14 protein-coding genes are annotated in these 13466 nt (G+C 65.7%); 6 read left to right on the top strand and 8 right to left on the bottom strand.

The annotated features are described in order from the left end of the window. Window positions 1-1068, bottom strand: a complete 1068-nt coding sequence (locus DM818_RS07910; protein WP_075937275.1) for a zinc-dependent alcohol dehydrogenase family protein — start codon at window positions 1066-1068, stop codon at window positions 1-3. An 88-nt stretch (window positions 1069-1156) separates the two neighbouring features. On the opposite strand from DM818_RS07910, the gene eif1A reads away from it, so the two are divergent. From eif1A to thsA, 6 genes are all read left to right on the top strand, one after another. Then, window positions 1157-1432, top strand: a complete 276-nt coding sequence (gene eif1A, locus DM818_RS07905; RefSeq protein ID WP_075937276.1) for a translation initiation factor eIF-1A — start codon at window positions 1157-1159, stop codon at window positions 1430-1432. Continuing rightward, window positions 1429-2280: a serine/threonine-protein kinase Rio1 gene (rio1, locus tag DM818_RS07900; RefSeq protein WP_075937277.1), complete on the top strand. Its 852-nt coding sequence runs from the start codon at window positions 1429-1431 to the stop codon at window positions 2278-2280. Before eif1A ends, rio1 begins: the two co-directional genes overlap by 4 nt. Window positions 2281-2314: 34 nt before the next feature. Continuing rightward, window positions 2315-3181 (top strand): winged helix-turn-helix domain-containing protein, encoded by an 867-nt coding sequence (locus tag DM818_RS07895; RefSeq protein WP_123124491.1) that lies wholly within the window; start codon window positions 2315-2317, stop codon window positions 3179-3181. Between the two features lie 5 nt (window positions 3182-3186). Further along, window positions 3187-3684 (top strand): GNAT family N-acetyltransferase, encoded by a 498-nt coding sequence (locus DM818_RS07890; RefSeq protein ID WP_123124492.1) that lies wholly within the window; start codon window positions 3187-3189, stop codon window positions 3682-3684. 53 nt (window positions 3685-3737) lie between these two features. Further along, window positions 3738-4379, top strand: a complete 642-nt coding sequence (locus DM818_RS07885; RefSeq protein WP_079988896.1) for a KH domain-containing protein — start codon at window positions 3738-3740, stop codon at window positions 4377-4379. Between the two features lie 114 nt (window positions 4380-4493). Then, window positions 4494-6173, top strand: coding sequence for a thermosome subunit alpha (thsA, locus tag DM818_RS07880; RefSeq protein WP_153952697.1), 1680 nt, complete (start codon window positions 4494-4496; stop codon window positions 6171-6173). A 48-nt stretch (window positions 6174-6221) separates the two neighbouring features. Here thsA and DM818_RS07875 read toward each other — a convergent pair whose 3' ends face one another. From DM818_RS07875 to DM818_RS07845, 7 genes are all read right to left on the bottom strand, one after another. After that, window positions 6222-7454: a hemolysin family protein gene (locus tag DM818_RS07875; RefSeq protein ID WP_075937281.1), complete on the bottom strand. Its 1233-nt coding sequence runs from the start codon at window positions 7452-7454 to the stop codon at window positions 6222-6224. A 42-nt stretch (window positions 7455-7496) separates the two neighbouring features. Further along, entirely contained in the window at window positions 7497-8192 is a 696-nt protein-coding gene (locus DM818_RS07870) for a V-type ATP synthase subunit D (RefSeq protein WP_123124494.1), read from the bottom strand. A 118-nt stretch (window positions 8193-8310) separates the two neighbouring features. Continuing rightward, entirely contained in the window at window positions 8311-9729 is a 1419-nt protein-coding gene (locus DM818_RS07865; protein WP_123124495.1) for an ATP synthase subunit B, read from the bottom strand. A gap of 3 nt (window positions 9730-9732) precedes the next feature. After that, window positions 9733-11490: an ATP synthase subunit A gene (locus DM818_RS07860; RefSeq protein WP_075937284.1), complete on the bottom strand. Its 1758-nt coding sequence runs from the start codon at window positions 11488-11490 to the stop codon at window positions 9733-9735. A 1-nt stretch (window position 11491) separates the two neighbouring features. Beyond that, on the bottom strand, window positions 11492-11821 hold the full coding sequence (locus tag DM818_RS07855; RefSeq protein WP_075937285.1) for a V-type ATP synthase subunit F: 330 nt from the start codon (window positions 11819-11821) through the stop codon (window positions 11492-11494). Then, window positions 11818-12879: a V-type ATP synthase subunit C gene (locus DM818_RS07850; protein WP_075937286.1), complete on the bottom strand. Its 1062-nt coding sequence runs from the start codon at window positions 12877-12879 to the stop codon at window positions 11818-11820. The genes DM818_RS07855 and DM818_RS07850 overlap by 4 nt, the downstream gene beginning before the upstream one ends. After that, window positions 12876-13460, bottom strand: coding sequence for a V-type ATP synthase subunit E (locus DM818_RS07845; protein WP_075937287.1), 585 nt, complete (start codon window positions 13458-13460; stop codon window positions 12876-12878). The genes DM818_RS07850 and DM818_RS07845 overlap by 4 nt, the downstream gene beginning before the upstream one ends. Between the last annotated feature and the right edge of the window lie 6 nt (window positions 13461-13466).

The raw sequence follows: 13466 nt of genomic DNA, 5'->3' as shown, positions 1-13466 counted from the left end.
TTAGAACTCGTTACAGACGGGGATGCCGACCGTGTCGTAGTCGCCCATCGAGGCGATGGTCTCTGGCACCTCTTCGAGCGAGACCGTCTCGGAGACGATAGCACCGGGGTCGATGGTGCCGGCATCCATCATCCGGAAGATATCCTCGTACTCGTGGGCGGGCATCCCGTAGGAGCCGAGGAACTCGCGTTCGTCGAAGACGATTTCGTCGACGGGGAGCGACACCTCACCCTCTTCCTCGCTGGTGGTGAGTCCGATCTGGAGATGCTGGCCCAGCGTGGAGAGACTGCGGACGGAGTTGCGACAGGTCTGGGCGATACCGAGGGCGTCGACGCTCACGTCGGCACCGCGGTTGCGCGGCGTGAACCCCTTCACCGCGCGGGGAACGTCATCGACCTCGTCCACTTTGACCGTGTGGCTCGCGCCGAGCTCCGCGGCCTTGTCGAGGGCGTCCTGTTTCAGGTCGACGGCGACGACGTTCGCGCCGAGCGCGTCGGCGACGTGGACAGCAGAGAGACCGACACCGCCACAGCCGTGGACGGCGACCCAGTCGCCCGCACCGAGGTCGGCACGTTGGGTAATCCCGTGGAAGGCGGTGGCGAAACGGCAGCCGAGACCGGCGACCGCAACCGGGTCCACGTCGTCGGGGAGGGTGACGACGTTGGTGTCGGCCGCGTGGACGGCGTACTCCTCGGCGAAGGCACCCTTCGAGAAGTCGACGAAGCCCATCGGGACGGACTGCTCACAGACGTTCTGGTGGCCCTGCTGGCACATCGGACAGGAGCCGTCCGCGAGGTTGAACGGGTTCGTCACGCGGTCGCCCACCTCGATGGACTCGACGTTCGGGCCGACCTCCTGGACGATGCCGACCGGTTCGTGACCGAAGATGAGCCCCGGTTTCGATTCGACGCCGACCCACGACCAGTCGCCCTGCCAGGCGTGCCAGTCGGAGCGACAGACCCCGCAGGCTTCCGTCTCGACCACGACGCCGTCCGGGGGACACTCGGGCGTCGGCACTTCCTCGATGGCCATCTCTTCGCCGGGTTCGTCGAAGACAACTGCGCGCATACACGGACCGGGAGGCCCCATCATGATAAATGCGCACGTTCCGGTTGGCAGTTCGAACCGTTTTACGTCTCGGTGTCCACGTTCGGGTATGGACAACGAGGAGTTGCGCCTCCCCGGCGACGACGAAGTGTTCGCCCGCGTCGAACAGATGCAGGGGGCGAACCGCGTCGCGGTGCAGTGTGCAGACGGGAAACAGCGGACCGCGCGCATCCCCGGCCGGATGCAAAAGCGCGTCTGGATTCGCGACGACGACATCGTGCTCGTGGAGCCGTGGGACTGGCAGGACGAGAAGGCCGACGTGACGTGGCGCTACGACAATCGCGCGGCCGAGCGACTGCGGGAGGAGGGCCACGTCTCGCTGTGAGCGACTACGACCTCATCGACGCGGACGACGTCGACACGCCCGGCGACGAGTGGGAGGAACTCGACGTGTCCGACGACGAGAGCGACCGCATCGCCCGCGTCCAGGACCGCGAGTTCCAGGAGTTCCGGAAGCGCATCAAGGACGCAGACCAGTTCAAGGTCGAAGCCTCCGTCTTCGACGACGCGACCCTCGGTGCGCTGTACAAGCTCGTGCAGGACGGCCACATCCGGGCCTTCGGCGGCCCGCTCTCGACGGGAAAGGAGGCGAACGTGTATCTCGCCGCCAGCGACGACGACGACGTGGCGGTCAAAATCTACCGCATCAACGCCTCCGACTTCCGCGCGATGCGGGAGTATCTCGACGGCGACCCGCGATTCGAGGGCATCGGCTCCGACAAGAAGAAGGTCGTCGTCGCGTGGACGCGCAAGGAGTTCGCGAATCTCCGGCGCGCACAGGCGGCGGGCGTGCGCGTCCCGAACCCGATTGCCGTCCAGCGGAACGTCCTCGTGATGGAGTTTCTGGGCCGGGACGGCGAGCGAGCAAAGCGGCTCAACGAAGTGTCGGTCGAGAACCCCGAGACGGCGTTCGAGGTCGTCCGCGAGTACATGCGCCGGCTCTACCGGGCGGGACTCATCCACGGTGACCTCTCGGAGTACAACATCGTCGTCCACGACGACGAGATATACGTGCTCGATCTGGGGCAAGCCGTCACCGTCCACCACCCGAACAGCCGGGAGTTCCTCGAGCGCGACTGTGAGAACATTGCCGCCTTCTTCACCCGCCAGGGTCACGACGCGACCGGCGAGGAGCTGCTGTCGTACGTGACGGACCCCGAACCCGAGCCATAGCCGAGGTTTTTGTGCGCAGATGCGAAGGGGAGGTATGAGCGACCCCGCCATCGAACACGAGCCGCCCGAGGAGGTGTTCGGCCTGCTCGGCAACCGGCTCCGGGTGGATATTCTGCGCGCGCTCGCCGACGGCGACCCGCCGATGGTGTTCTCGACGCTGCGCGACACGGTGGAGGAACGGGACTCCGGCCGCTTCAACTACCACCTCCGGAAGCTGGTGGGCACCTTCGTCCGGGAGACGGACGCCGGCTACGAACTCACGCTCGCCGGCCGGCGCGTCGTCGGCGCACTCGTCGCCGGTACCTACACCGCCGACGCGACCCTATCGGAGACGGATGTCGACGACCCCTGCCCGGAGTGTGAGACCGCACCGATTACGGCCAGCTACGCCGACGACGTGGCCCGACTCGCCTGCCCCCACTGCGAGGCGTGGCAGATCGCCTTCACCTTCCCGCCGGGGACACTCGCCCAGTACGCGACCGACGAACTCCCGGGCGCGCTCGACCGCTGGCTCCGGACGCTGTTCGAGCAGTTGACCGCCGGCTTCTGTGACAACTGCGCCGGCCGGCTCGACAGCGAGTTCGTGGACGACGGCGACAGCCCACAATTGGTGTGGGGGTGTGACCGGTGTGGGAGCCAGTCGCGCACCGCGGCGGCGACGCCGTTCGTCTTCCACCCCGCCGTGCAGGGGTTCCTGTACGACAACGGCGTCGACCCGACGACCACCTCGTCGTGGCGGCTCCTCGCGGCCGGAAACATCGACTACGACATCGACGACGGGAGCGTCGGCGTCACCTACCGCGCCGGCGGGGCGTCGATACAGGGGACGGTCGAGGCCGACGGCTCCGTCCACAGCATCGAGCGGTCGGACCGCAAGGAGTACCCGTCGGGGTGCGAATAGCCGGTATGCCCGAGATTCGCCCGGCAACGCCGGAGGACGTGGACGCGATTCGCGAGGTCGCGGACGCAGCGTGGTGGGACACCTACCCCGGCACGCTTTCGCGCGACCAGATCGAGACGGCCGTCGACCGCCTGTACGACCCCGGGTTCCTGCGCGAGGTGGTAAGCGAGCGCGAGGACCTGCTGTTTCTCGTCGCCGAACGCGACGGGGAACTCGTCGGCTTCGGCTCCGCCCAACAGACGTTCGCCGACGAGGTGGAGCTGTTCACCCTCTACGTCCACCCCGACCACCAGCGGGCGGGCGTCGGAACGGCACTGCTCGGGGAGGTTCTCGATGCGGCGCGTGCTCAGTCGGTCGACCGACTGCGGGCCGGCGTGTTGTCCGGCAATCAGCAGGCGCGGAGCTTCCTGGAAGGCCACGGCTTCGAGCGGACCGAGACGGTGACGACCGAGGTCGGCGGGGAGTCACAGCCAGAGGACCTGTTCGAGCGACCGGTGGAGTGACGGTCGAACGCGTCGGAACGAACGCTTATCATTCTCGGTCGGCAACGTCGGGTATGCAACACGTTCGTATTCCCGAAGACCGCATCGGTGTGCTCATCGGTGCCGGTGGGGAGACGATGCGCGAAATCGAAGAGAAGGCGGAGGTCCGACTCAACATCGACTCCGAGACCGGCAGCGTCGAAATCGAGGCGGTCGGCGACCCGATTGCCGCGCTCAACGGGCCGGACATCGTGCGCGCCATCGGCCGCGGCTTCCACCCCGACGACGCGCTCACCCTCCTCGACAACGAGATGCGGATGTTCGACCTCGTGGACATCGACGCGGTCACCCGCAACCAGAACGACCTCGAACGCAAGAAGGGCCGGCTCATCGGCGAGAACGGCCGCACCCGCGAGCTGATGGAGGAGCTGTCGGGCGCGTCGGTCGTCATCTACGGCAAGACGCTCGGCATCATCGGCAGTCCGAAGGAGGTCGACGTGGTTCGCTCGGCGGTCGATATGATCATCGACGGCGCACCACACGGCGCGGTGTACTCGTATCTCGAGCGCCAGCACAACGAGATGCAACAGGAGGGGATGGGGTACCACGAGTTCAACGACGGCGGTCCCGCGACGCCGGCGGACGCGGACATCGAGTTCACCGTCGACTCCGACCCGGACAACGACGGCGTGGAGTTCGAGGAGCCGGAAACGTAATCGGCGGGTGGGTCGTGTGAACGAGTAGCGCGCCGTCGTGCGGTTTTGGGTAGCCACGTTCGAAGCATTTATATAGAATCGCGAACATTCATTCGACTGTCTATGGCTCAGCAGATGGGTAATCAGCCGCTTATCGTACTTTCCGACGACAGCCAGCGCACGTCTGGAAAGGATGCACAGTCGATGAACATCACCGCGGGGCAGGCCGTCGCCGAGTCCGTTCGGACGACGCTCGGTCCGAAGGGGATGGACAAGATGCTCGTGGACGACACGGGCAACGTCGTCGTCACGAACGACGGCGTCACCATCCTCCAGGAGATGGACATCGAACATCCCGCGGCCAACATGATCGTCGAGGTCGCCGAAACACAGGAAGACGAGGTCGGCGACGGAACGACGACCTCCGTCGTCATCGCGGGCGAACTGCTCGCGAAGGCGGAGGACCTTCTCGACCAGGACATCCACGCCACGATTCTCGCACAGGGGTATCGAGAGGCAGCCTCGAAGGCGAAGGAGATTCTCGAGGATATCGCTATCGACGTCGACGCCGACGACACCGAAGTGCTCGAACAGATCGCCGGCACCGCGATGACCGGCAAGGGCGCGGAGAACGCGAAGGACACGCTCGCGGCGCTCGTCGTTGACGCGCTGCGCGCGGTCGCAGACGACGACGGTATCGACACGGACAACATCAACGTCCAGACGGTCGTCGGCGGCTCCGTCGGCGAGTCCAACCTCGTCGAGGGCGTCATCGTCGGCAAGGAGCGCGTCCACGAGAACATGCCGTACTTCGTCGAGGACGCGAACATCGCCCTGCTCGACACGCCAATCGAGGTCAAGGAGACCGAAATCGACGCCGAGGTGAACGTCACGGACCCGGACCAGCTCCAGCAGTTCCTCGACCAGGAGGAACAGCAGCTTCGCGAGATGGTCGACCAGCTGAAGGCCGTCGGTGCCGACGTGGTCTTCTGTCAGAAGGGCATCGACGACATGGCCCAGCACTACCTCGCCGAGGAGGGTATCCTCGCCGTGCGCCGCGCCAAGAAGTCCGACATCAAGGCGCTCTCGCGGTCGACGGGCGCGCGTATCGTCTCGAACCTCGACGACATCACCGAGGACGACCTCGGCTTCGCCGGCTCCGTCGCGGAGAAGGAAATCGGCGGCGACACGAAGGTCTTCGTCGAGGACGTCGAGGAGGCCAAGTCCGTCACGCTCGTGCTCCGCGGAGGGACCGAGCACGTCGTCGACGAGGTCGAGCGCGCAATCGACGACTCGCTGGGCGTCGTCCGCACGACCCTCGAAGAGGGGAAGGTGCTGCCGGGCGGTGGCGCACCCGAGACCGAGCTCGCGCTCGGTCTGCGTGAGTACGCCGACTCCGTCGGGGGCCGCGAGCAGCTCGCCGTCGAGGCCTTCGCCGACGCGATCGACGTGATTCCGCGCACGCTCGCGGAGAACGCCGGACTCGACCCCATCGACTCGCTCGTGGACCTGCGTGCACAACACGCCGACGGCTCCACGACCGCCGGGCTGGACGCCTACACCGGCGACGTGGTCGACATGGAGGAAGACGGCGTCGTCGAGCCGCTCCGAGTCAAGACCCAGGCAGTCGAGTCCGCCACCGAGGCGGCCGTCATGATTCTGCGCATCGACGACGTCATCGCGGCCGGTGACCTCGTCGGGGGCAAGACCGGTGAGGACGACGACGACGGACCCGCTGGCGGTCCCGGCGCAGGCGGCATGGGCGGTATGGGCGGCGGCATGGGCGGCATGGGTGGCATGGGCGGCGCGATGTGAAGTAGGCCCAACCCACACTCCCATCTCGCACCGCACGCCGACCGATTTTCACTTTGTTTCGCTGCGCTCGACCAGCGCCCGCTGTACCCGACCGTCGTCCGACAGCGACCGCACCGTCAGCCGGGCGTCCCCGATGGCGACAGAATCGCCCGCATCGAGCGACTCGCCGAGTTCACGCGCGAGCAGGTCGGCGACGGAGCCGTCGCCGTAGTCGGGAAGTCCAAGATCGAGCGCGTCGTTGACGGTCGCGACCGCCGTATCACCGCGGACGCTCGCGCGGCCCGGGCCGATGCGCGAGACCGGCCGCGGCTCGCCGGCGTCGAACACCTCGCCGACGAGTTCCTCCAGCAGGTCCTCGATGGTCACGAGCCCCTGCACGCGCTCGGCGTCGTCGGTGATGACCGCGAGTTCGATGCGTCGCTCCTGGAGTTCGCGAAGCAGGTCGTCGGCCTCGCGGCCCTCGTAGGCGTAGGCGACGGGCAACAGGAACTCGCGGACACTGGTGTCGGGGGCACCGTCGATGAGGTCGCGCACGTCGACGTGGCCGACGAACCGCTCGCCGTCGTTGACGGGGAGTCGGCTCGTCCGTTCGATCGCCGCACGGTCGAGCGCGTCCGCGACGGTCGCGTCCGCGTCCACGACGGCGAGGTCGCCGTGTGGCACCATCACCTCACGGAGCGTCACGTCGTTAAATCTGAAGAGCCGACCGATGAGGTCGCGCTCGTCGGCATCGAGCACGCCCGTCTCGCCCGCCAGTTCGACGAGCGCCGACAGCTCCTCGCGCGTGACGTACGGTCGCTCGATGTCGCGTGCCCCGCCGATGAGCCGTCGTACGCCCTCGTTGATGGTGTCGAACACCGTCACGACGGGCGAGAGCAGGATCTGAAGCAGCCGAATCGGGCGGGCGACCGCGCGTGCAATCGACTCCGCGTTCCCGACCGCGTAGCTCTTCGGGATAATCTCACCGAGCAGGAGGACGAGCACGCTCACGACGGCGGTCGCGACCAGCGGTCCGCGTTCCGGGCCGAACTGGCCGACGAAGGCCGCGGTCGTCACCGACGCGATGGCGACGTTGACGACGTTGTTGCCGACGAGCACCGTGATGAGCAGTCGATGTGGGTCGTCCCGCAGTCGGGCGAGGGTCCCGCCCGACCCGGTGCCGTCGCTGCCCATCGCGGCGACGCGGTGTGACTCGAGCGAGAAGATAGAGGTCTCACTCGCGGAGAAGAAGGCGCTCACGACGAGTAAGCCAGCGACGACGAGGGCGGTGGTAGCGACCATACGGACCGCTCACCGCCCGAACATAAGAGAAATCTGGTCGCGTCAGTCGTCGGCGAGCGCGGCCTCCTCGGCGTCTGCCTCCTCGGCTTCGGCTTCCGCCTCCTCGCGTTCTTGTTCTTCCTTCTTGGCTTTGATCTTCTTCATGCGGAAGATCTCCTCGCGCTCCTGTTCTTCGAGCTTCTGCTCGATGTACTCCTGTGCCTCGTACAGGTCCGGCAGCAGCGTAAACTCCAGCGCGTTGACGCGGCGTTTGGTCTTCTCGATCTCTTCGAGCATCTCCTTCATCGCGGTCTCGACCTCCGCGGCGAGGATGATGGTCTCGATGAGCTCCTCGTAGGCGTCGGCGGCCTCGTCGATGCGCGCGGAGGTGCCGAGCACGCCGTAGCCGCGCTCGTCGAGGCTCTTCTTCACCTTCGAGGACTCGATCTGCGGGACGACGACGCCCATGATGTTCATCGACTCCGTCGTGATTTCGGGGTGTTCGGTGAGCGCCGAGGCGGCACCGCGGACGGCCACGTCACCCTCCATCGCGCGCGCCATGTTGATGGCGCGCTGGGCGCGTTCGTACTGGTCGTCGACGTTCTCACGGACGTCCTTCGCCTGGTCGAGGATGTCCATGAACTCCATGATGAGTCCGTCACGCTTCTTCTCGAGCGTGTCGTGGCCCTGCTCGGAGAGTTCGATGCGATCTTCGATCGCCATCAGATTCTTCCGAGTGGGTTTGACGTCTGTCGCCATTACCAACTCATTCCGACGCGAGGGAGTTAGTCGTTTCCTTCGCTGGCCAACGAGCGCGCGAACCGGCGCGTTCACCCGAGCCAGCGGCTCGCGACGACAAGGAGAAAGAGACGCGCGGTTAGTCGGCCGTGACTTCTTCGGCTTCGTCGTCGGTCGCGGCGTCCTCGTGGTAGTGCTGCTCGATGGCCTCCTCGTCGATACGGTTGAGTTCCGTCTTCGGGAACATCGAGAGGAGCTTCCACGCGAGGTCGAGCGTCTCGTCGATGTCGCGGTTCGTCTCGAAGCCCTGGTCGATGAACTCCGTCTCGAAGCGGTCCGCGAAGTCGAGATAGCGGTTGTCACGCTCCGAGAGCGCCTCGCGACCGACGATGTTCACGAGGTCGCGCAGGTCTTCACCCTCCGCGTACGCCGCGAACATCTGGTCTTTCACGTCGGCGTGGTCGCCGCGGGTCAGCCCCTCGCCGATACCGTCGTCCATCAGCCGCGACAGGCTCGGGAGCACGTTCACCGGCGGCTCGTACCCCTGGCTGTGGAGGTCGCGGTCCATCATGACCTGTCCCTCCGTGATGTAGCCCGTCAGGTCCGGAATCGGGTGGGTCTCGTCGTCACCCGGCATCGTGAGAATCGGAATCTGCGTGACGGAGCCGTCACGCCCCTCGATGCGGCCGGCTCGCTCGTACAGCTGTGCGAGGTCGGTGTACATGTAGCCGGGGTAGCCACGGCGACCCGGCACCTCCTCGCGTGCGGCACCGATTTCGCGCAGCGCCTCGCAGTAGTTGGTCATGTCCGTCAGGATGACGAGGACGTGGTAATCCTCCTCGAAGGCGAGATACTCCGCCGTCGTGAGTGCCATCCGCGGGGTGACCGTCCGCTCGACTGCGGGGTCGTCCGCGAGGTTCATGAAGACGATGGAGCGTTCGAGTGCGCCGGTGCGCTCGAAGTCGTCCATGAACTCGTTCGCCTCCTCTTGGGTGATACCCATCGCGCCGAAGATGACTGCGAACTCCGACTCGTCTTCGCCCTCTTCCGGGACGGTCGCCTGTCGTGCAATCTGGAGTGCCAGGTCGTTGTGCGGCAGCCCCGACCCCGAGAAGATAGGGAGCTTCTGGCCGCGCACGAGCGTGTTCATCCCGTCGATGGAACTCACGCCCGTCTGGATGAACTCCTCCGGGTACTCGCGGGCCGTCGGGTTGATTGCCGCACCGACGATTGGCCGCTCCTCGTCCGGCTCGATTTCGGGACCGCCGTCGATCGGCTCACCCGACCCCGAGAGGACGCGTCCGAGCAGGTCCTCCGTCAGCGGCATCTGGAGCGTCTCGCCGAGGAACCGCACCGAGGACTCCTTGTCGATGCCCGAGGTTCCCTCGAACACCTGAATCGCGACGAACTTGCTCGTCGATTCGAGCACCTGTCCACGGCGGGTCTCGCCGTTCGGCGTCTCGATTTCGACCATCTCATCGTAGCCGACCGGCTCGTCCACTTCCGCGAACACGAGCGGCCCACTGATCTCCGTGATTGTCTTGTACTCTTTTTGCATGGTTCAGTACTTCTCCTGTAGCTGTGATTCGATGTCGGCTTCCAGTTCGTCGATGAACTCCTCGTACTCTTCGGTGGTGTCCATCCGGTTCAGCCGGGGCGCGGCGTCGATGTCGGTGATCTCGTCGACCGGGACACCGGCTTCGAGCGCCTCGAACGCCGCGTCGTTGAACGTCTTGATGGCACCGAGCATCCGGTAGGTCTTCTCCGGTTCGGAGAACGTCGCCACGTCGTGGAAGGCGTTCTGCTGGAGATACGCCTCACGCAGGTAACGGGCGACCTCGAGCGTGAGCTGTTGGTCGTCCGGCAGCGCGTCCTTGCCGACGAGCTGGACGATCTCTTCGAGCTCGCTCTCCTCGTCGAGCGTGTCGACGGCCCACTGGCGCTGTTCCGGCCAGTCGTCCGCGACGTTGTCGCGGAACCACGGGTCGAGCTGGTCTTGATACAGCGAGTAGGACTCGTTCCAGTTGATGGACGGGAAGTGCCGGCGTTCGGCCAAGTCCGCGTCCAGCGCCCAGAACGTCTTCACGATACGGAGGGTGTTCTGCGTCACCGGCTCGGAGAAGTCACCGCCCGGCGGCGACACCGCCCCGATGACCGAAATCGAGCCTTCCGTGTCGTTGATGTTCGTGAACTTCCCGGCGCGCTCGTAGAACTCCGAGAGTCGGGCGGCGAGGTACGCGGGGTACCCCTCCTCGCCCGGCATCTCCTCCAGTCGAGAGGAGATCTCGCGCATGGCCTCTGCCCACCGCGAAGTGGAGTCGGCCATCAGCGCCACGTCGTACCCCATGTCGCGGTAGTACTCCGCGATGGTGATACCCGTGTACACGCAGGACTCGCGTGCGGCGACCGGCATGTTCGACGTGTTCGCGATGAGACACGTCCGGGACATGAGCGGGTTCCCCGTAACCGGGTCTTCCAGCTCCGGGAAGTCCTCGATGACCTCCGTCATCTCGTTGCCGCGCTCGCCACAGCCGACGTAGACGACGATGTCCGCGTCGGCCCACTTGGCGAGTTGGTGTTGGGTGACGGTCTTCCCGGAGCCGAACGGTCCCGGAATCGCCGCCGTCCCGCCCTTCGCCAGCGGGAACATCCCGTCGAGGATGCGCTGGCCAGAGATGAGCGGCGTCTTCGGCGTCTCCTTCTCCTGGGTCGGGCGGGGCTCGCGGACAGGCCACTCCTGTCGCATCGCGATTTCCTCGCCGTTTTCCAGCACGACGACCGGCTCGTCGACCGTGAACTCGCCCTCGTGTGCCTCGGCGACGACGCCGCCGTCGTACTGTGGCGGAACGAGCACCTTGTGGTCGATCTGAACCGTCTCCTCGACGACGCCGACCTCGTCACCGGGGGCGACGGAGTCGCCCTTCGAGACGGTCGGCTCGAACTCCCACTCCTTCTCCAGGTCGATGCCCGGCGCGTCGACGCCGCGGTCGAGGAACGCGCCCATCTGCTCTTCGAGCACGTCGAGCGGGCGCTGGACGCCGTCGTAGATGGAGTCCAGCATTCCCGGTCCCAGGTCGACGGAGAGCGGCTCGCCGGTGTTCTCGACCGGCTCGCCGGGCGCGACGTCCGAGGTCTCCTCGTACACCTGGATGGTGGTGATGTTCCCTTCGATTTCGATGACCTCGCCCATCAGACCCTCGTCGCCCACGTAGACGACATCGTTCATCTTGGCGGCGAGGTCCGTGGCGGTCACGACCGGACCGCTCACGCTCTCGATGACACCGTTTTGCGTGGTGTCGGTTTCCTGTGCTTGGCTCATGTTAGTCTTCCTCCTCGTCCATCAGGTCGATACCGATTGCTCGTTTGATCTGCTCGCGGAGACCGCCGGAGGCGGCCCCACCGCCGAGCGTGACGAGCACGGGTTCGACGCTCGTTTCGACGTCCTGTCGCACGGTTCGTGAGAGATACTCCATATCGTCGTCGTGCATGACGACGATACCGATACCGTCGTCTTCGAGCATCTCCTCGACTGCGCTGTCGAGTTGTTCGTCCTTCTCGTCGGCGGGGACGCTCGCAAAGCGGCGCACCCCCGCCAGTCGGAACCCGGTCGTGAACTCCGGGCTGCCGATAACTCCGATCTCTTGGCTCATACGATGACCAGCTCCGTTTCGATCTCTTCGGGACTGAGCCCGGCTTCGCGACCGCGTGCGATGGCGCGGATGTTGTCGACCTCACGTTCCTTCGCGAGCACGTACGCGAGCACCGGACACACCGACAGCGGATAGCGGTTCGACAGCGTGTGTGAGTACTCGAGCAGCGCCGCGTCGAGCGCGTGCTCGAACGCGATGAGGTTCTGTGCGCCGTCGAGTTCGGTGAGCGCCTCGTCCAACTCGTCACCGTACGTCGAGTCACGGACGCGAGCGACTAATTCATCGGGGTTGTTCGCCAGCTGGCGGAGTTCGTCGTCGTCGAACAGCCGACCGCCCTCAATGTAGAACTCGGCGGGGTCGATATCCGCACCCGACCGCGCGATACGCAGGGCGTTCCGGAGATTCCGGAAGTCGACTTCCGCCTGGACGAACTCGATGTACAGCTCCTCCGCGCGGTTCGGGTTGCGCGGGAGATTCGACTGGAGATTCGCGTAGTAGGCGCGGTCGACTGCGTTCTCCAGCGGCACGAGGATGCCTTCCGACTCGTACAGCTCGTAGGCGTCTTCGAGCGCGTCGCCGAACAGCGTGCCGGACAGCAGTTCGATGACGTTCTCGACGGAGTTGGCCTCGACCAGTCGGCCGAGCAGCTCATCGGAGAGTTCGCCGGCCTCGATGAGGTCGTCGTCGATTTCCGTCGGGGTCGATCCGGAGTAGATCCCACGGAGCACCGTCTTCACGTTCCACGCGTCGAACTTGCGGAGATATCGGGCGATGTAATCGTACAGCTTCCCGTCCGCCCAGTTGAGCACGTCGTCGAAGTGCTTGACGAGGTTCTCGTTGAGGGCGTACTCGATCAGGTCGACGCCGGAAAAGCGGGTGCCGAGCGCGTTCATCTCGCGTTCGTACTCCGACTCCTCCATGAAGCGCGCGATCTCGCTTGGCCCCATCCGGACGAGCTTCCGGTAGTCGCTCTCGTCGAAGAGGGCCGAGCGGCGCGAACGAACACGTGCGGTCACGTACTCGTAGTTCGCCGTCCCGTCCTCCTGTCCGAGCTTCATCGTTCCTCGAACAGCTCCTCGGAGATCGTTTTCAGATTATCCTCCCACACGTCCTCGAGCACGGAGTCGAAGGTGTTGTTCACGCGGACGCGCGACTCCTCGGCCTCCACGACGACGCCGCCAAGACACTCCGTCTCGCCGGCCAGCTCGAAGCCGTCGTACTCCTCGAGAATCGACTCGAGCAGGTCGGCATCCTCGCCGCGACCGTACACCTCGACCGTCGAGGCGTCCTCGAACTCGGTCGCGGCGGCATCGAGCAGCGTGCGCGTCAGTTCCTCGCGCTCGTCGCCGTCGATGGCGGCGACCGCTTGCCCGGCCTGCTCGCGAACGTCCTGGAGGGCTTCGCGGCGGGCCTCCAGCCGGGCCTGTTTCGCTTCCAGTTTGGCCGACGAGAGGCGCTGTTCGCGCTCGCGTTCGATCTCCTGTTGTGCGTCCTGTTCTGCTGTCTCGATGATTTCCTCGGCGTCCGCCTCCGCCTCCGAGACGATCTCGTCGGCGCGGCGTTCACCCTCTGCGCGTATCTCCTCCGCACGCGCGCGGGCATCATCTCGAATGTCCTCTACGACCGTATCAAGGCTCATTGATTG

Origin of the sequence: Halosegnis longus, from assembly GCF_009663395.1 — an archaeon.
GTDB classification, from domain to species: Archaea; Halobacteriota; Halobacteria; order Halobacteriales; family Haloarculaceae; genus Halosegnis; species Halosegnis longus.
Note: the sequence above shows the minus strand (reverse complement) of the source record. Positions and strands in the feature narration are given on the sequence as shown.

Coding starts and splice junctions, on each gene's coding strand:
- DM818_RS07870 (WP_123124494.1), bottom strand. CDS start 8,192: ATGGCGACAGACGTCAAACCCACTCGGAAGAATCTGATGGCGATCGAA.
- DM818_RS07845 (WP_075937287.1), bottom strand. CDS start 13,460: ATGAGCCTTGATACGGTCGTAGAGGACATTCGAGATGATGCCCGCGCG.
- DM818_RS07860 (WP_075937284.1), bottom strand. CDS start 11,490: ATGAGCCAAGCACAGGAAACCGACACCACGCAAAACGGTGTCATCGAG.
- DM818_RS07875 (WP_075937281.1), bottom strand. CDS start 7,454: ATGGTCGCTACCACCGCCCTCGTCGTCGCTGGCTTACTCGTCGTGAGC.
- DM818_RS07850 (WP_075937286.1), bottom strand. CDS start 12,879: ATGAAGCTCGGACAGGAGGACGGGACGGCGAACTACGAGTACGTGACC.
- DM818_RS07910 (WP_075937275.1), bottom strand. CDS start 1,068: ATGCGCGCAGTTGTCTTCGACGAACCCGGCGAAGAGATGGCCATCGAG.
- DM818_RS07865 (WP_123124495.1), bottom strand. CDS start 9,729: ATGCAAAAAGAGTACAAGACAATCACGGAGATCAGTGGGCCGCTCGTG.
- eif1A (WP_075937276.1), top strand. CDS start 1,157: ATGGACAACGAGGAGTTGCGCCTCCCCGGCGACGACGAAGTGTTCGCC.
- DM818_RS07890 (WP_123124492.1), top strand. CDS start 3,187: ATGCCCGAGATTCGCCCGGCAACGCCGGAGGACGTGGACGCGATTCGC.
- DM818_RS07885 (WP_079988896.1), top strand. CDS start 3,738: ATGCAACACGTTCGTATTCCCGAAGACCGCATCGGTGTGCTCATCGGT.
- DM818_RS07895 (WP_123124491.1), top strand. CDS start 2,315: ATGAGCGACCCCGCCATCGAACACGAGCCGCCCGAGGAGGTGTTCGGC.
- thsA (WP_153952697.1), top strand. CDS start 4,494: ATGGGTAATCAGCCGCTTATCGTACTTTCCGACGACAGCCAGCGCACG.
- DM818_RS07855 (WP_075937285.1), bottom strand. CDS start 11,821: ATGAGCCAAGAGATCGGAGTTATCGGCAGCCCGGAGTTCACGACCGGG.